Genomic DNA, 17,056 nt, shown 5'->3' with positions numbered 1-17,056 from the left:
GACTCAAGGCCCGAAGTGGGCGTAGGCCGCCCACATGCCAGGGTTGCTGCCGTACCGGCGGCGCATGCCACGGGTGACGTGGTGCATGGCCTGGGCCGGGCCGGCACCCGCCGCGAGCCCCTCGTAGAACATCGCCGTGATCTCGGCGGCGTCCGCGTCGGCGACCCGCCACAACGTGCCGATGACGTGGGCGAAGCCGGCGAGCTGCAGCCCGGAGGCGATGTGCACCGACTCGTCCAGCAACACCGTTCCACCGAACGCCGTCCCGCACGCGGACAGGTAGGCCAGGTGGCCGCGCGGGACCGTCAGCGCGGCAAGCTCCCTGATCATGAGCGACTCCGCGTGCAGCTCCAGCCGCCCGTCGCTGGGATCGTCCGCTCCGGTGACGGCGTGGCAGGCGAACCGTGCCCGTTCGGGATGCGCGGCGTCGACCGCCGCCACGGCGCCGGTCGCCAGTTCGACAGCGCGACCCAGGTCGTCGACGTCACCGGTCTCCCCGAACCAGGAGATCATGGCGTTGCTGAGGTTCGACAAGGTCGTGCCGCGCTCGGGGTGCGCGGCCGGGACGGTGGCGACCGCCGCCCGCCCTGCGACGACGGCCTCCTCGACGTCGGTGACCTGTCCATGGCGGGTGTACCGGTCGTTCAGGAACCCGCACAGATTCGTCAGGTAGCGACCGCGGTCCGGATCTGCCTCCGGGAGGCCACGCCCGGCCCGCGTGGCCTCCCGGGCGAACGTGATGGCCTGATCGAGGTCGCCGGTCGCGCCCGCGTACTCGAACCGGCCGTGCAGTGCGTTGGCCAGATGTGCCAGGTAAGCGGCGCGATGGACGTGCTGCGGCGGGGTCCCGCGCACGGCCTCATCCGCATGCACGACGGCCCGGTCGAGATCCTCGGCGGCGCCTGTGTGCTCGAACCGCCGGCGCAGCAGGTTGCTCAGCCCCGACAGGCATCGCGGCCGGTCTGTGCTGCCGAGCGGCGATCCGGCGACCGCACGCTCCATCACGTCGACCGCACGGTGCAGGTCCTGGATCTCCCCGCGCGCCGAACCGCGCGTCGAGTACGAACGCCAGCGCCGACAGGATGATCGGACGGTCGGGATCGAGGTCGCCCACCGCACCTGCGGCGGCGTCCGCGGCGTCGACCGCCGCATCCAGATCCGGCTGCGACCCGGTGGTCTCTGCCCTGTTCCGGAGCATCGAGCCGAGGTTCGACAGATATCCGGGCCGGCGCGGATGCCCTGGTCCGACCGCCTCGGCCGCCGCACGCACATGCTCGATCGCGGCGTGGGCCAGCGCGATCACGAGCGCCGTATCAAGATCGTCGCGCGGCGCCGTCGCGGCGAGCGCCCGCACGGCTGCCAACGCGGCCGGGTCGAGGACGACGTCCGGGTCGCCGGCACCGGACAGCTCCAGCCATCGCCGCACGTCGTGCATGTGATGACCACCCTGTACGAGCCGGCTGCGGACTGTACGACCTTGCCCGACCTCCGGCTGGAACGTCAACCGCAGCCGATCGCTGACCGGATCGTGGACGGCACACGACAACGGAGGTAGTCCATGATCAGCCCGTCCGCTGCGAACCAGGGTGGTTGGCGCGCCCGCATCCGGTCTGTTCTGACCGATGTCGACGCGCTGGACCTGCAGACCTCGCTGGCTGTCCTGCAGAGCGTCATGCTGCCCGGCGGCCAGTCGCAGTTCGTCTGCGCGCTGGCGGTGGTGTGGGTGTTCACCGCCGCGACGCGCCGCCGCCGCGCCCATGGTGGCCGCGGCGGAGGCACTGCGGTACAACGGAACGAGCCGACGTCGGCCGAGGAGGTGCCCGGTGCCGAGTGCGACGCCAGCGATGGAGCCGGAGCCGCTGAGAGTCGTTGACCGGGGCGACTTCACCCGGGAGCTCGGCTTCCTGCGCGACAGCGCCGGGCTGACCGTCCGCGACGTGGCCGCCCGCAGCGGCGTGCCGGCCAGCACGCTCGGCGGCTACTTCGCCGGCACGCACCTCCCCGGCCGCGGGGCGGTCGAGCAGTTCAAGAAGGTCCTGCTGACCTGCGGAGTCACGGACCGGCACGCAATCGGGCAATGGCTCCTGGCGTTGCGCCGGGCCCGGCGGGGCGCCGTCAGCGCACCACCGGCGGTCCCGGCACCGGCGTACACCAACGATCCCGCGAACGCAGCACCTCCCGGCCCTGACACGGTCGCCGTGTCGACACGGGCACCCACGGACCGTCTCGCTCGCCAGCCCGACATCCGCGGCCGCGACGCGCTGCTCACCGTCCTGGCGCGCACGCTCCGGCAGCCGCACCCACCCGAGGTGCCGGTCCACGTGCACGTCCTGCACGGCCTCGGCGGATGCGGCAAGAGCACCGTCGCCCTCGCCGTGGCCCGCCAGGCCGAGAGCCTCGGTGTTCAGGTCTGGTGGGCGTCGGCCAGCGATCCCGGGGTTTTCCTGACGAGCATGCACGCCATCGCCGTCGACCTGGGCGCGACGCCGGATCAGCTGCGCGTCGGCAGCCTCCCGGACCAGGTCTGGCGGTTGCTCGCCGGCCGGACCCTCCCCTGGCTGCTCGTCATCGACGACGCCGACGACCCCCGCCGGACCCTGAGCATCCCCGGAGCGCAGGTCTCCGACGGCAACGGATGGGTCCGCGCGGTTGCGGCACCGTACGGCGCGGTGATCGTCACGACCCGCGACGGTGGCACGCAGACCTGGAGTGCGGGTGATCCACCATGGTTCATCCTGCATCCCGTGCAGATGCTCAACCCGGACGACGGCGCCCTGGTGCTGCAGGAACTGGCCGGTCCAGGTGCCGGTTCGGCAGCGTCGGCACGGCGGTTGTCGGAGCGCCTCGGCGGGCTGCCACTCGCGCTCGGCATCGTCGGCCGCTACCTCGGTGAGACGGCGGCGATGCCGGCCGGCTTCACGGCGGCCAAGGAGGTCCGGACGTTCGAGGACTACCTGGCCGCCCTGGACGAGGGCAACCGTCGGCGGCTGCTCGACGACGACCTTGCCGGCGTCGGGCCGGCCGACCGGCGCAATCGTGAGGTGGTGGGCCTGACGTGGGAGCTGTCGCTGGACCTGCTGGCCTCACGCGGTGCGCAGCACGCCCGCCCGCTGCTGCGCCTGCTGTCCTGCTTCCGCCCGGCGGACGTGCCGCTCGGGCTGCTCCGCGCGGACATCATGGCAAGGGTCGCGCCGTTCACCGGCATCACCGCCCGCCAGCTGTGGCGGACCGTCTGCGATCTGATCGACATCGGTCTGCTCGACCGGCAACGTGATCCGGCCAACGACACGGCAGCCGGCGCCCTCGTCCTGCATCCCCTGGTCCGTGACGCGTCGCGGGGCCATCACGACGTCGACGGAAACCCCGAAACCTACCTCGAGCTGCTCGTCGATCTCCTGCACGCCGCGGTGCGGGATCTCGATCCGAAGCACCCGTCGTCCTGGGCCACCTGGTCGGCGGTTGCCGAGCACTGCGGCGCCCCGCTCGACCTGATCCACGACCGCCGGATCGAACCACCCGGTCCCGCGCCCTACGTGCTGGAGCCGGCGCTGCTGGCGGTGCGATACCTGCGCGCCTCGGGGTTGCTGCATCGCGCAGAAGGCCAGGCACGTGCGCTGGTCACCCAGGGCGGCGCCGTCGTCGGCAGGGATCATCCCACCGTCCTGGCCCTGCGCCACGAACTCAGCAGGGTCCTGTACGACGCCGGGGAGTACAACCAGGCGAAGCGGGAGTTCCACAAGGTGCTGGAGGCGCAACGCCGCACGCTCGGCCCGCACCACCCGGACACCATGACCACCGCCCACTACCTGGCACGGGTCCTGCGCGACCACGGACAGCTCGGCGACGCCGAGCACCTGTTCCAGGAGGTGCTCGCGTCGCGCCGGCAGGTGCTGGGCGACACCCATCCTGACACCCTGACCAGCTTCAACAACGTGGCTGACCTGGCCCGCGGCCTCGGCCGGCTCGACGACGCCGAACGGCTCCTGAGCCAGGTCCTCGAGGCCCGCCGCCGGCAGTTGGGTGACGATCATCCGGCCACCCTCGTCACGCTGTACCACCTGGCCATGGTGTCCAACGACCGCGGTGACCTGGTGGCCGCCGAGGACCAGCTCCGGGCGTTGGCGACGATCGGCGCGCGGGTGCTCGGCGCCGACCACCCGCGGACGTTGAACGCGCTGCAGGCCCTCGCCGACGTGCGGCACGCCCGCGCAGACCTCCCCGAGGCCATGCGGTTGACCCGCGACGTCCTCGACCGGCGCACGCGGACCATCGGCCCGCGGCACCCGGCGACCCTGGCCTCCCACCGCAGGCTCGCGCTCATCCAGCACGACCTGGGCGACGTCGAGGGCGCCCGCACCACGCTGCACTGGGTGCTCGCCACCAGCCGGCACGTGCTCGGCCATCGTCATCCGGCGACCGCCCGGGTGGCGGCCGACCTGGACAGACTCGAGCCGGCGCGGTGACACGACAACCTGCTCCGGCATCATCAGGCGCCGCGTGCCGCGGCGGCGCGGCACGGGCGATGCGAGGCCGCGGATGAGCGGGGACCAGCCGCCGCCGACCGTGTCGGACCTGCTCAAGCAGGCCGTCGCCGCCGGCGATCCGGAGCTCGCCGACCGCGCCGTCGCCCTGTTGCGAGCCGTCCGGCCGGCGAACCCGATCGCGCACGCAGCGAACCTCGGCGTGGCGCTCCTGGTGCGCTACGACCTGACCGGCGACACCGAAGCGCTGCGCGAGTCCGTCGATCTGTACCGTTCGGCGGTCGACGCGCGCCCGGACGATTCGAGGTCGCGGACGAATCTCGGCCTCGCGTTGTACCGCACCTTCGAACACCACGAGGACGTCGACGCCCTCACCGAGGCCGTCGTCCATCTCCGCGAGGCGGTGGCACTGGTCGCCGAGGACGACCCCCGCCGCACGTCCTATCTGGCCAACCATGGACTGGCGCTGCTCGGACTCGCTGAGCACACCGGACGCGACGCACCGGCCGAGGAGGCCGTCACCGTGCGCCGCCAGGCGGCTGCCGCCGAGCGCGACCCGGCCGCCAGGGCCGCGATGCTGTCCAACGTCAGCGCCGCGCTGATGCTGCGCTTCCGCATCACCGCTGACCCGCGGCACCTCCGGGAAGCGGTGGCCGCGTCCCAGGAAGCGGTCCGCACGGTGCCGGTCGAGCATGCCTTCGCGCGGGGATGTCTGGCGGGCCTCGGTGACGCACTCGCCGCGTCGGCGTCGTTCTACGCCGACCCAGCGGCCGCCGTAGCGGCCATCGAGACGCTGCAGACCTCCGTGTACCGGCTCAGGCCCGACGACCCGGACGCGCCCCTCTTCCTGATGCAGCTGGCCGAGGCCCTCCGTGGCAGCTACGCCCTCACCGGTGACACCCAGGCGTTGGACGCCTCGATCACCGCTCGCCGGGATGCCCTGCAGCGAACGCCGGAGTCCCACGCACAGCGGGTCAGTCGCCAGGCCGATCTCGCCATGGCCCTGCGGAACAGGTTCGAGGCCCACCACGACACCGCGGACCTGCACGAGGCGAGGGCCCTGCTCGATCGGGTGCTGAGCACCGCGGGCGAACAGCACGTCGAATGGCAGAAGTGGCAGGGCGACATGGCCCATGTCCTGCACCGCCTCGGCATCGCCGACCGCGATCCGGGCCCGCTGGCAGAGGCGGCCGGACGACTCGGCGCCGCGGTCGCCGCCACCGGCCTGGATCATCGCGACGCCGTCATGCACCGCATCAACCTCGGCGGCGTCCTGGTCAGCATCATCGAGCTGCGGTGGGACGAGGCAATGTACGACCGTGCGGTCGCCACCATGTCCGAGGCGCTGGCGATCAGCGCCACCGGCACGCCCACGTGGGCAGAGCTGCACCTGAACCTCGGCCTGGCGCACGCGGCGCGCTGCCGGCACGCCTGGAGCCGGGCGGCGTACCAGGACGGGACCGACGCGTTCGGCCAGGCGCTGCACACACCGACCGCGCCGGCGGGAATCCGGTTGGCGGCCGGTCGGCACCTCGCCCGGCTGCAGGAACACGGCGGGCACACGGCAGCCGCGCTCGACACCTACTCGACCGCGCTGGACCTGCTCGACCTCGCCGCCTGGCAAGGGTTGCGCCACGACGACCAGGAACGCACCCTGGCGCTGTACGGCGGCCTCGGGCGCTCGGCCGCGGCGTGCGCCGTCGCCCACGGCGACGCCGGACGTGCCATCACGATGTCGGAGCAGGGGCGGGCAATCCTGCTCGGCCGTGCGCTGGACCGCCGGTCCCGCCATCGGCAGCTGTCGGCCCGCGAGCCGGACCTGGAGCGGGAGCTGCGCGACGTGCTCGACGCCATCGAATCCGCACCGGCCGGCATCCCACTGCTGGAGCGGCAACGCCTCGAACTGCGACGCGCCGCCGTGGTCGACCGGATCAGGTCCCGGCCCGGCTTCACCCGGTTCCTGCTCCGCCCTGACGCGGACCAGCTGCTGCGCGGCGTCCACGACGCGACGGTGGTCACCGTCAATGTGGCGCCGACCCGTTGTGACGCCCTGATCGCCGCCAACGGTGACCTCGACGTCGTGCATCTGCCGGACCTGACCCAGGACGAGTGCACGTCCCGGCTGCAGTCCTTCGCGCAGGCGGTCTCGGCCAACACCTGGCAGACCAACGAGGTGCTGTCGCAGACGCTGGCCTGGCTCTGGAACGCGGCCGTGGGACCCATCGTGGCGGCACTGCGCCTGCACGGGCCGGACGCGCACGTCCGGTGGATCCCGACCGGACCGCTGAGCCTGCTCCCGATGCACGCCGCGGGCCGGTACGACGACGCCGCCCAACCGGCGGCGCTGGACCAGATGGTGAGCTCCTACCTGCCCGCCATCCGGCCGCTGACGGCCCACGGCACGGACGGGTCGATCCACGGCGTGCCGGGTGCACACCGCCCCGGCTCCACGCTCGTGGTCGGCGTCGACACCGAGGCGATGCCGTTACCGGCCATGATCGCTGAGACCGCCATGGCTGGCGCCCGCGCGACGCTGCCGGTGGTCTCGCTGACGGGCGCGGCCGCGACCAGGGCCGCGGTCCTCGCCGAACTGCCGGCCGCAGGACGGCTGCACCTGGCCTGCCACGCGGTGACCGATCCGCGGCACCCGTCCGACAGTCACCTGCAGTTCGCCGACGACGTGCTCCGCGTGCGCGAGATCGGCGCAAGCCGCAGCACCGGAGGAGACCTGGCGTACCTGTCCGCATGCCAGACGGCTGCGGGCAGTCCGGGCCTGGCGGACGAGGCGATCCACATCGCGTCGGCCTTCCAGCTGGCCGGCTTCGAGCACGTCATCGGCACGTTGTGGCGGGTGTCCGACCGGGCCGCCCTGGACGTCGCCACCGCCTTCTACACCGCGCTCGCGGTCGCACCGCCACACCAGGCGCTCAGCATCGCGGTCCGGCAGCACCGTCAGCGGTACCCGTCCAGCCCGTCCGAGTGGGCGGCATTCGTCCACTACGGCTCCCTGACGTAGGAGCGATCATGTCGCTGATCAAACGCATCGACGCCGCGCTCGGCGGCGGCGTCCCCGGCGTGATCGCCGGGGACGCACCGTATCTTCGCCGCCTGACCGAACTGGGCTGGACCGGCGGAGCACCGCGGCCCGCAGTGCTCCGGAGGGCCGTCGTCGACGTTGCCGACGACCTGTACACGGCCGGGACCGAACCGCCGTCGGAGCTGCTGGAGTTCTCCGACGGCGCGTTCGACGTCATGTTCGACGCCGTGCACGAGCGGACCGTCCTGATCCACGGCCTGTCCCGGTCGACGCCGCCGAACAGCCGCGACGACGCCTACCACCGGGGCTTCCCGACGCGGCCCGGTTTCGACCGGGCCCACGGCATGGCACACGCGCACGGTGGCCGAGACGGAGGCCCCAACTACTTTCCTCAGGACCCCCGGGTCAACCAGCGCGGGACGGCGATGGGAAACCTCTGGCGTGACATCGAGACGTTCCTCGCCGCGCATCCAGGCATCTACTGTTTCGTACGAATGGCGTACCCGCCCCACGGCTCGACAGACGTCCCTCAGCGCGTCGAGTACGGCGTCCTGGTGGACGACCAGTTCCGTGTCGTGGTGTTCCCGAACGCGTAGGCGGCGAGGGCAGGGGCCCGGCCGTCACCCAGGTCCGGGACGCCTCGATGGGCTCCGCGCGGCTCACGAAGTCCGGTCAGCGTGGCACGCGCGGCTGGTCGACGCAGGCGGGAGGCAGGTCGAACCAGCGCAGCCGCTCGAATTCGGCCGGTACCGCCGGCGCGGTGGGCGCCGCGGACGCTGCCGGCGGTGCGCCGCTACCGTGGGCCGGCTCCGCTGCGGCGAAGATTGCCCGCGCGTCGTCGAGGTACCGGTCGAGCGGGACTGCCGGTGCGGCGCCGAGCCCCGTGCCCGGGTGGCAGAACGCGCCCGCCTCGTCATACGAGACGCCGGTCAGGCCGGGCGCCTGGGCGGGCCGGTCCCGGTGCGACCACAGGCCGCTCTGCGGGTCGAACCGGTAGCTCGGCTGCAGCCGGGCACCGTAGGTGGCAACCAGGTGGACCGCGGCGACGATGTACTCGAACGTCGCCTCCGACAGGTAGTAGCTGAAGCTGAGCCGGGTCCAGCCCGGCTTGATCCCGGACCAGCCGTCCACCGCCTGCGCGGCCATCCGACGGGCCAGTTCCGGGCCGATGCGCAGCAGGTCGTGGCCGTACGGGCCGGCGCACGAGCACCCGCCCCGGCTCTGGATGCCGAACAGGTCGCTGAGCAGCGCGACCACCAGATTGTGGTGCAACCGGCGTCCGCTCGGCCCGTGCACCACGAACGAGACGATCGGCAGCCGTTCGCCGTCCGGGTCGCCGAGCAGCTCGATGGACCGGTTGCGGCGCCACGACGTCAGCGCCCGGCGGACGAAGCCGGTCTCGCGGCGGCCGATCGCCTCGACGCCGACCGCGCGGTGCAGCTGGAACACCAGGCCGGCCCGGATGGACTCGACGATCGCGGGTGTGCCGCCCTCCTCACGGTGCACCGGGTCGTCGAGGTAGTGCCGGTCGCCGGAGTCCACGTAGGCGATCGTGCCGCCGCCCGGCACGGTGGGCACCGGGTTGCGGACCAGGTCGCGCCGCACGACCAGGACACCCGGGGTACCGGGACCACCGACGAACTTGTGGGGCGAGAGGAACATGGCGTCGCGGTGTCCCAGGGGGTACCTGCCGGTGCCGTTCATGGCGAGGCCGACGTGCGGACTGGCCGCCGCGTAGTCCCAGCAGGCGATCGCCCCGTGCCGGTGCAGCAGGTCGCAGATCCCATCGACGTCGGTGAGCACACCGCTGACATTGGAACCGGCCGAGAACGAGCCGATCCGCACCGGCCGGTCCGCGTACCGGCACAGCTCCGTCTCCAGCTGCGCAGGATCGATGCGGCCGGACGCGTCGGCCCCGATCCGCACGACGTCGGCGGCGCTCTCCCGCCAGAGCAGCTCGTTGGAGTGGTGCTCGTACGGGCCGACGAACACGACCGGCCGCGCCTGTGGCTGCGTGGACCAGCAGGGCGACCGGGTCAGGATGCGCACCAGCTTGTCGATCGCGCTGGTCGCCCCGGAGCCGCAGAAGATCACCGCGTGCGCGTCGTCGCCGCCGACCCCTTCCAGCACCAGCCGGCGCGCCTCCTCCCGCAGCTGGGTGGTCCGCCGCCCGGTCGCCGAGGCCTCGGTGTGGGTGTTGGCGTACCACGGAACGACCTGGTCGCGGAGGAAGTCCTCGATGAACGACAGGGCCCTGCCGGAGGCGGTGTGGTCGGCGTACACGAGCGGGCGCGGCCCGAACGGTCCTGGTATCGCGGCGCCGTCGCCGATGACGGCGTCGCGGATCCGGCGCAGCAGCGGAGTTTCATCGATGGCCGGCTGCGGCTCGCTGATGCGTTCATCCATGGTGCGCGCTCCCGACAGGATGTGACGTGTGCCTCATGGCACGTTCAGGCAACCGAAACGGCACGGTGGAGTCGGCGATCCGACACGTCCTCGACGGCGACGGCGACGGGAACGAGATCGCCGCGGGAGGGGTTCGCGCGGCGGAGCCGGGGAAGTGTCTCCTGCGCCCGCTCGTCGGGCTCTCAGGGTGAGCAGGGTGAGGTCCGAGGTGGGTCATGAGCGTGCGCACCATGATCGCGGGTACGGTGCTCATCGCCGTCGTCGTCTCGGTCATCCTCGTGGGGCGATTGCACCATCCGGATCTCGTGGGGCGACCGGATCATTCGGCTGGGGCACGGCTGCGAACCGGGTTCCACGTGAAGGACGGGCGTCTCCACGATGCGAACGACCATGAGTTCGTCATGCGTGGTGTGGGCCACAGTTATGCCGTGTATCCGCAGAGAACGGCCCGGATGCTCAGTGACGTCAAGGCAATGGGTGCCAACACCGTACGTGTCGAGGTGTCCACCGGGGTCACCGCGGAACGGGACGACGCCGCCGACGTCGCGCACCTGATCGGGCTGTGCCGGCGCAACCACCTCGTCTGCGTCCTGGTGGTGCACGACACCACAGGGTGGGGTTACCGCAAGGAAGCCGTTCCGCAAGCGCGGGCGGTGGACTACTGGATCAGCATCCGCCAGGCCCTGGTCGGCCAGGAGAAGTACGCCATCATCAACGTCGCGAATGAACCCTACGTCCTCGACAACGTCCGCACCTGGCCCGGCGACACGATGGACTCGATCCGCCGGCTGCGCCGGGCGGGTCTCCGTCACACCCTCATGGTCGACGCGCCCGACTGGGGTCAGGACCTGTCATTCACCATGCGGGACCACGCCGCCGACGTCTTCGCCGGCGATCCGGAGCGCAACACCGTCTTCTCCATTCACATGTACGGCGCCTTCTTCCGCGCCACGAACGTCCACGACTACTTCGGCCGGTACATCCGGGCGAGGCTTCCCATCACGGTGACCGAGTTCGGATACACGCATCACGACGGCGACGTCGACGAGGACGCGATCATGTCCGAGGCGCAGGCGGACCGCGTCGGCTACCTCGCCTGGTCCTGGAGCGGCAACAGCGGAGACGTCAGCAACCTCGACATGGTCGACCGGTTCGACGCCAGGGCGCTCACCTGGTGGGGCCGGCGGGTGTTCGACGGTCCCAACGGCATCCGGCAGACCGCCCATGAGGCGACTGTCTACAAGCCGTAGTGCAGGCGCGCGCCCGGGGTCAGGCGTCGTCATGGCGCACGACGATGCGGACGGGTTCGCAGTAGGCGATCTGGCCGAAGGCGCAGATCTTGGGCTGGGCCCAGAACTCCCCGGGTGGCATCCCGACCGGGACGGTGACGGGGAACTCGACGTGCTGCGTGGCCCCGGGCGCGATGGTGAGGCTCCGGGTCGGCTCGCCCGTCAGCGGCCAGATGTAGTGCGGGGTGATGAGCTGGGCGTGCCCCCGCAACGGGGTGCGCAGGTCGTGGCTCACCCGCACGCGGACGTGGCCACGCGCCCCGGGGGTCAGCGTGAGCTCCCGGTCCTCGGCGCGCGCGTGCAGCAGCGGCCCGGGTGCGGGCCGGCCCACGGGCACGATGAGGGCGTCCTGCAGCTCCTGGCCCCGGTGGGTGATGCTCGCCGCGACCGCGTACCAGCCGGGTTCGGCGTCGTCGGGAGCCGTGACGGTGACGGGCACACCGACGTGGCCGCCCGCGGCGACGGTCACGTGGCTTGACCGGGGTGTGGCGGCCCAGCCCTCCGGCGCCGTGACGAGCAGCTCCCCGTCGTAGCCGGCGTCGGTGTCGTCGCAGACGACCTGCGCGCAGAACCCCACGCCGTCGGCTGTGTCGTCCGGCCTGAGGGTGAGCGCGACCGGCAGGTTGCCCATGGGCGCGGGGCCGCTGTTGTGCAGCCAGTAGCGGGTGAACACGGGCTGCACGGGTTCTGTGCCTGCCGCGAGCGCCGTCCCGCCACGCTCGGCGCGAGCCGGTGACACGGCCAGCGACATGATCCGGTACCCCTCGACGTCGAGCCGCAGCTCCCGGCCGTCGTGCTCGAGGGGCGCGCCGGGGCGGTCGAGCAGGTCGGCGGCGGTGGCCGAGGTGATACCGCCGGCGAGGCGGATCGCGACGCTGCCGGAGCGGCCGTGGGGCTCGTAGCCGCGGACGATCAGGCTGTCGCACGCGTCGGCGGGCGCCGCGGAGCCGGTGGCGAGCGGCTCCCCCAGCGGCTTGACCGCGGTGACGACGAAGTGCCCGGCGGGCTCGACGCTCAGCAGGGATCCGGTGGCCGGCAGCGCCCCGTCGCCGGCCGGCGCGGCGGTCGCGGCGAGCGGATGGTTGACGGACTGCCCGGCGGCGACGAACCCGGCGGTACGCCATCCACCGGTGCCGCTCACCAGGTGGTACTCGAAGCGCCTGCTGGTGTGGTGCTGGAAGCTGCGCCCGCCCGGTGCGTTGCTGTCCGGGAAGTTGATCGCGGTTCCGGTGGGCCAGCCGGTGCTCGCGCGGGCCAGCGACATGTTCAGCGTGCCGTCGGGCTCGACCGCGAAGCCGGGGGTGCCGCGGTTGAGCAGCGCGACGGCGTGGTCCGCGACGGTCGTCTCGCCGTGGTGCAGCGCGGACGGCTGCGTGACGTGCACGTTCGCGTCGCCGAGGTCGTCGAGGAGCTCGGTGAGGGCCCGCCGCTCGGCGTCCGCGTCGATTCCGGCGATCAGCAGGACGGGCAGGTCCCGGATCGGGCGTACGTCGGCGCCCGGCCGCCAGACCTCGCCGAGCGGCCGCTCGGCGGGGATCCAGAGGCAGGCCGTGCCGGTGGCCGCGAGCCGAGCGGCCAGTTCGGCGGCGAACGGCGCCGGTGCCCGGTCGAGGAGTTCGGCGACGAACTCGTTGCGCTGCGGGGTGCCGACCGCGACGCGGCAGTCGGGGAGGTTGGAGTCGGTGTCCAGCGCGCCGTAACGGTTTCCCGTCGCCCTCGTCACGGTGGCGGTGACGCCCGCCCGGGCCAGCCCGACGGCGAGCCGCCGGGTCGAGGGCAGGCCCTCGTCGCCGTCGGGGACGACGACCTCGGCGACGGACACCGCTCGCGAGCGCTCAGAACTCCCTGAGCGCTCCTGCGGATCGTGCAGGTGGACGGTCAATGCCGCGGCGAGGCCGAACCACTGGTGCGCCGTGTTGTCCAGGGTCCGGGGGTGCTCCGCCGCGTCGGCGTCGAGGAGGGCGAAGCCGCGGCCGATGACGGCGGCTGCGGTCTCACTGACGGGCATGCCGCCGGGGACGTCGCAGGGTATGCGCACCCGCAGGAGGTGGTCGGTGGCGGCGAACCCGTCGATGCTGGTGGCGAAGTCGATCCGGTCGATGCCGTACCACAGGGTGGTCTGCTGTGTGTAGTGGCATCCGTCGACCGTCGCGGTGGCCGTGATGCGCTCGCCGATCGGGCAGCGTTCGACGGTGACGGCCGCCGCGGTGTCCGCGCTGCGCCAGGCGACGGCGTGGGGAAGCAGGTGCCACGGGCCTTCGCCGAACTCGGGATGATCGCGGTGCTCGGCGACGCAGACCAGCTCGTTGCCGACCCGGCCCTGCGGGAGGAGGTTCCGGCCGGCGGCGAGGTCGGTGATCTCGGTCAGGGCGCCGCCCCGCGCGGGATCCGCACGGACCCGGTAGCGGTCGTTGGCGATGCCTGTGGCCTCGACAGGTTGCCAAGCGGACGCCGGCGGCTGCGCGGTGCCTGGCAGCAGGCGGTAGGTGCGGTATCCCATCGACGGCACGTCGCGCGCGACCCACCGCAGCAGCGCCCGGCCCGGCCGGCCGTCGGCGGCGTGCGTGAGGACCTCGGTGAGGTGCGGGACCGGGATCCCGCCGTCGTCGGTGAGCGTGACACCCACGGCCGGGTCGAGGTCGATCTCCAGGCCGACGGTGTCCGTCCGGGGGTGCGCCACAGGGTTGAACACGACGACCGCGGTGCCCTCCCCTCGGGTGTCGACGTGCCGGGCCAGGTGCCGGCGGGCCGACCGGTCCACGTCGGCGGCCAGGTCGTGCGCCTCGCGCCAGCCGGCGACCAGGTCGAGATAGACCTGGTCGGACTGGGTGCCGGTGACCGCGTCGTGGTGCGCGCCGAACAGCAGCAGCCGCCACGCCTTGTCGACGGCCGCGGCGGGATAGGCCGCGCCGTGCAGCGTGGCGAAGGTGGCCCACTTCTCGGCGTCCAGCAGCAGCGTCTCCGCCAGGCGGTGGGCCTGCTTGGTGTCGATCGCGGTGACGTCCTTGCCGGTGTAGATCGGGTTCATGTCGCGGGTCTGCGGCGTGGCGTGCACGCCCCTCGCGGCGAGTTCGTCCCGCACGGCGGTGAAGAAGTCGCGCGGCAGGCCGTACTGCAGCCGCACCTGCGGGTACCGCTCGTCCCAGGCCGCCCGCAGCTCGGTGACCCAGCGCATGGGAGGGCTGAAGTCGCTGCCCATCGGGATCATGACGTTGCGGGTCGCGGCGGCCGGGCGCAGCTGGGTGAACAGCTCGTGCAGCTCCCCCGCCGCGGTCTGCGGGTCCTGGGCGGCGTCGAGGCTGAAGCCGGCCGAGTAGTGGCCGGCCATGTAGTGGGTGAGCAGGCCGTCCCCGCCGGGCGACACCCACTCGAACTCGGTGGGGAACTGGGTCGGCGCGAACGGCTTGCGATGCTCGCGGATGTTCCAGCTGGTCAGCATGGGCCCCCACTGGTGGTAGGGGCCGCGGGCGAAGGCGATCGAGGTCAGCCCGGCGCCGGCCATCACCTGCGCGAACTGCGGATCGTGGCCGAAGACGTCCAGTTGCCACGCGGTGGACGGGACGCCTCCGACGACGTGGCGCTGAAACCCGGTGCCGTGCACGGCGTTGCGGATCGTCGTCTCGATGCCGGTGAGGTTGGTGTTGGGCTCGTTGTAGGTGCCGCCGACCAGCTCCAGGCGGCCGTCCGCGATCAGTCGCCGGATGAACTCGCGGTCCTCGGGATACGTGTCCCAGTACGGCTTGAGGTAGTCGACCTCGGCGAGGACCACGCTGTACCGCGGATCCTCACGGATCTTCGCCAGGTGCGCCTTGACGAGGCTGAACGCGCTGTGCCCGGGCCAGGCGAAGCGCGCCTCGCCCGCATCGGGGGCCTGTTGATCCCAGGTCTGGGTGTACGCGGACTGGGTGTTCCACCACACCGGGTCGTAGTGGAAGTGCGGGATGAGCCAGACGGTCCAGTTCACGCCTTCACCGCCCCCTGCATGATCCCGCCGATGATCTGCTTGCCGAGGAAGAGGAACACCAGCAGCACGGGCGCCGTGCTGATCAGGGTTCCCGCGAGCACCAGCGAGTAGTCCATGTAGTAGCCACCGGCCAATGTGGACAGTGCGACCTGGGTGGTCGGGTTGCCCTGGCCCAGGGCCAGCAGCGGCCAGAAGAAGTCGTTCCAGGCGTTCATGAAGGTGAACAGCGCGAGCACCGCGGCGACGGGCCGGGCCGCCGGCAGCACGACGTGCCAGTACAGCCGGTGCGTCGAGCATCCGTCGATCCGGCCTGCCTCCAGCAGCGCGTCGGGCAGTGCCTCGGACAGGTACTGGCGCATCAGGAAGACGCCGAACGCGGAAGTGGCCGCCGGGACGATGACCGCCTGCAGGTGCCCGGTCCAGCCCAGCCACTGCGACATCATGATGTACAGCGGGATGATGCCCAGCTGGGCCGGCACCATCATCGTCACGAGCAGGAACCCGAGCAGGGCGTTCTTGCCGCGGAACCGCAGCTTCGCGAACGCGAAACCGGCCAGCGTGCTGGTGAGCACGACGGAGACCGTGATCACGGTCGCGACGATCATCGAGTTGAGCAGGGCGAGACCGAAGTTCGCCTGGAGGTACGCCCGCTGCAGGTTCTCCCACAGGTGGCTGCCGGGCAGCAGCCGGGGCGGCCAGCTGCCCGCCGCGGAGTTGTCGTTGGACGCCGCGACCAGCGACCAGTACAGCGGGAACGCCGACACCGCGGCGATGAGCCCCAGCAGCAGGTAGGTCCTCGTTCCGGCGCGGCGCTGGCCCGGCGCGGCAGGCTGCCCGCGGCCGCGGCGGGCGCCGGTCATGGCACGGGAGACCGGTATCAGGGTCGTCATGAGGAGCTCCGAATGCGTCGGGACAGCAGGTAGTTCGCGCCGACCGCCAGCACGATGATCATGAACATGGCCCAGGAGACGGTGGCGGCGTAGGAGTACTTGCCGTGGGTCCAGAACTGCTCGTACACGTACATGGCGAGGGTCTGGAACTGGCGGGAGTCGCCGCCGGTCGGGCTCATCCCCGGGTTGAACATCAGTGGTTCGGTGAACAGCTGGATCGTGCCGATGGTCGACATGATCACGCTGAAGATGATGGTCGGGCGCAGCGCCGGGACGGTGATGGTCTTGAACTTCTGGAACTGGCTGGCGCCGTCGAGGTCCGCCGCCTCGTAGAGGTCGTCCGACACGGCCTGCAGCGCGGCGAGGTAGATCAGGGCGTTGTAGCCGGTCCAGCGCCAGGTCAGGATGACGGCGAGCGCCAGCCACGACTGCCAGGTGCCCGACTGCCAGTCGACCTTGCCCAGGCCGACCAGGCTGAGCACCCAGTTGATCACGCCGAGGTCCCGCCCGAACAGCTGGGCGAAGATCACTCCGACGGCGGCCACCGAGGTGATGTTGGGCAGCAGGACGCCCATCCGCAGCAGGGTGCGGCCGCGCATCCGGCGCTGCAGCAGGTGGGCGATCCACATCGCGAGCAGCAGCTGCGGCACGGTGCTCAGCACGCCGATCGCGGCGGTGTTGCGCAGCGCGTTCCAGAAGTAGTCGTCGTGGATGAGCCGCACGAAGTTGCCCAGCCCGACGAAGGTGTGGTCGCTGCCGGGGATGTCGCGGTTCCACTGGGTGACGGCCATCCAGCCGGTGTAGAGGAGCGGGAACAGTCCGAACGCCGCGAACACCACGAAGAACGGTGCAATGTAGAGGTACGGCGCGCCACTCACGTCGAACTTGCGGCGCAGGTGGGACCACCGCTCGACCTTGACCGGTTCGGTGTCCCGCCGCTCGCTCGACACCTGCGGAGGTGCGATTACTGCCATCTGGCTCGTCGTTCC

At 71.9% G+C, this 17,056-nt stretch carries 11 protein-coding genes; 6 read left to right on the top strand and 5 right to left on the bottom strand.

Annotated features, from left to right (window positions below):
• Positions 1-3: 3 nt before the first annotated feature.
• Entirely contained in the window at positions 4-1,002 is a 999-nt protein-coding gene (locus tag OHA72_RS36940; protein ID WP_327000691.1) for a CHAT domain-containing protein, read from the bottom strand.
• On the opposite strand from OHA72_RS36940, the gene OHA72_RS36935 reads away from it, so the two are divergent.
• The 5 genes from OHA72_RS36935 to OHA72_RS36915 all read left to right on the top strand — a co-directional run bounded on the left by OHA72_RS36935 (position 965) and on the right by OHA72_RS36915 (position 8,114).
• Positions 965-1,555 (top strand): hypothetical protein, encoded by a 591-nt coding sequence (locus OHA72_RS36935; protein WP_327000690.1) that lies wholly within the window; start codon positions 965-967, stop codon positions 1,553-1,555. The genes OHA72_RS36940 and OHA72_RS36935 overlap by 38 nt on opposite strands.
• A gap of 3 nt (positions 1,556-1,558) precedes the next feature.
• Complete coding sequence (locus OHA72_RS36930) at positions 1,559-1,873, top strand: hypothetical protein (protein WP_327000689.1); 315 nt, start codon at positions 1,559-1,561, stop codon at positions 1,871-1,873.
• Positions 1,824-4,463 carry a tetratricopeptide repeat protein gene (locus OHA72_RS36925; protein WP_327000688.1) on the top strand — a complete coding sequence of 880 codons (2,640 nt, stop codon included), beginning with the start codon at positions 1,824-1,826 and terminating at the stop codon, positions 4,461-4,463. The genes OHA72_RS36930 and OHA72_RS36925 overlap by 50 nt, the downstream gene beginning before the upstream one ends.
• Positions 4,464-4,536: 73 nt before the next feature.
• On the top strand, positions 4,537-7,497 hold the full coding sequence (locus OHA72_RS36920) for a CHAT domain-containing protein (RefSeq protein WP_327000687.1): 2,961 nt from the start codon (positions 4,537-4,539) through the stop codon (positions 7,495-7,497).
• A gap of 8 nt (positions 7,498-7,505) precedes the next feature.
• Entirely contained in the window at positions 7,506-8,114 is a 609-nt protein-coding gene (locus OHA72_RS36915) for a hypothetical protein (protein ID WP_327000686.1), read from the top strand.
• Between the two features lie 76 nt (positions 8,115-8,190).
• On the opposite strand, the gene OHA72_RS36910 is transcribed toward OHA72_RS36915, so the two are convergent.
• On the bottom strand, positions 8,191-9,924 hold the full coding sequence (locus tag OHA72_RS36910) for an aminotransferase class V-fold PLP-dependent enzyme (protein ID WP_327000685.1): 1,734 nt from the start codon (positions 9,922-9,924) through the stop codon (positions 8,191-8,193).
• Positions 9,925-10,352: 428 nt separating this feature from the next.
• Between OHA72_RS36910 and OHA72_RS36905 the strand changes: the two genes are divergently transcribed.
• Positions 10,353-11,174 carry a cellulase family glycosylhydrolase gene (locus tag OHA72_RS36905; RefSeq protein WP_327000684.1) on the top strand — a complete coding sequence of 274 codons (822 nt, stop codon included), beginning with the start codon at positions 10,353-10,355 and terminating at the stop codon, positions 11,172-11,174.
• 19 nt (positions 11,175-11,193) lie between these two features.
• Here the strand turns inward: OHA72_RS36905 and OHA72_RS36900 are convergent, their stop codons facing one another.
• Genes OHA72_RS36900 through OHA72_RS36890 form a run of 3 tightly spaced genes read right to left on the bottom strand, consistent with a single transcriptional unit; the run spans position 11,194 to position 17,041 of the window.
• The gene (locus OHA72_RS36900) at positions 11,194-15,177 is read right to left on the bottom strand and encodes a glycoside hydrolase family 38 N-terminal domain-containing protein (protein ID WP_327000683.1); all 3,984 of its coding nucleotides are present in this window, start codon (positions 15,175-15,177) and stop codon (positions 11,194-11,196) included.
• Positions 15,174-16,037, bottom strand: a complete 864-nt coding sequence (locus OHA72_RS36895) for a carbohydrate ABC transporter permease (protein WP_442788760.1) — start codon at positions 16,035-16,037, stop codon at positions 15,174-15,176. Before OHA72_RS36895 ends, OHA72_RS36900 begins: the two co-directional genes overlap by 4 nt.
• 26 nt (positions 16,038-16,063) lie before the next feature.
• Complete coding sequence (locus OHA72_RS36890) at positions 16,064-17,041, bottom strand: carbohydrate ABC transporter permease (protein ID WP_327000681.1); 978 nt, start codon at positions 17,039-17,041, stop codon at positions 16,064-16,066.
• Positions 17,042-17,056: the final 15 nt, after the last annotated feature.

It is taken from the genome of Dactylosporangium sp. NBC_01737, from assembly GCF_035963215.1.
GTDB lineage: Bacteria > Actinomycetota > Actinomycetes > Mycobacteriales > Micromonosporaceae > Dactylosporangium.
This window is presented reverse-complemented; position numbering and strand designations above follow the sequence as displayed.

Bases quoted from the DNA above. Each gene is read 5' to 3' on its own strand.
- OHA72_RS36930 (WP_327000689.1), top strand. From the start codon at position 1,559: ATGATCAGCCCGTCCGCTGCGAACCAGGGTGGTTGGCGCGCCCGCATC.
- OHA72_RS36940 (WP_327000691.1), bottom strand. From the start codon at position 1,002: ATGGAGCGTGCGGTCGCCGGATCGCCGCTCGGCAGCACAGACCGGCCG.
- OHA72_RS36890 (WP_327000681.1), bottom strand. From the start codon at position 17,041: ATGGCAGTAATCGCACCTCCGCAGGTGTCGAGCGAGCGGCGGGACACC.
- OHA72_RS36895 (WP_442788760.1), bottom strand. From the start codon at position 16,037: ATGACCGGCGCCCGCCGCGGCCGCGGGCAGCCTGCCGCGCCGGGCCAG.
- OHA72_RS36920 (WP_327000687.1), top strand. From the start codon at position 4,537: ATGAGCGGGGACCAGCCGCCGCCGACCGTGTCGGACCTGCTCAAGCAG.
- OHA72_RS36910 (WP_327000685.1), bottom strand. From the start codon at position 9,924: ATGGATGAACGCATCAGCGAGCCGCAGCCGGCCATCGATGAAACTCCG.
- OHA72_RS36915 (WP_327000686.1), top strand. From the start codon at position 7,506: ATGTCGCTGATCAAACGCATCGACGCCGCGCTCGGCGGCGGCGTCCCC.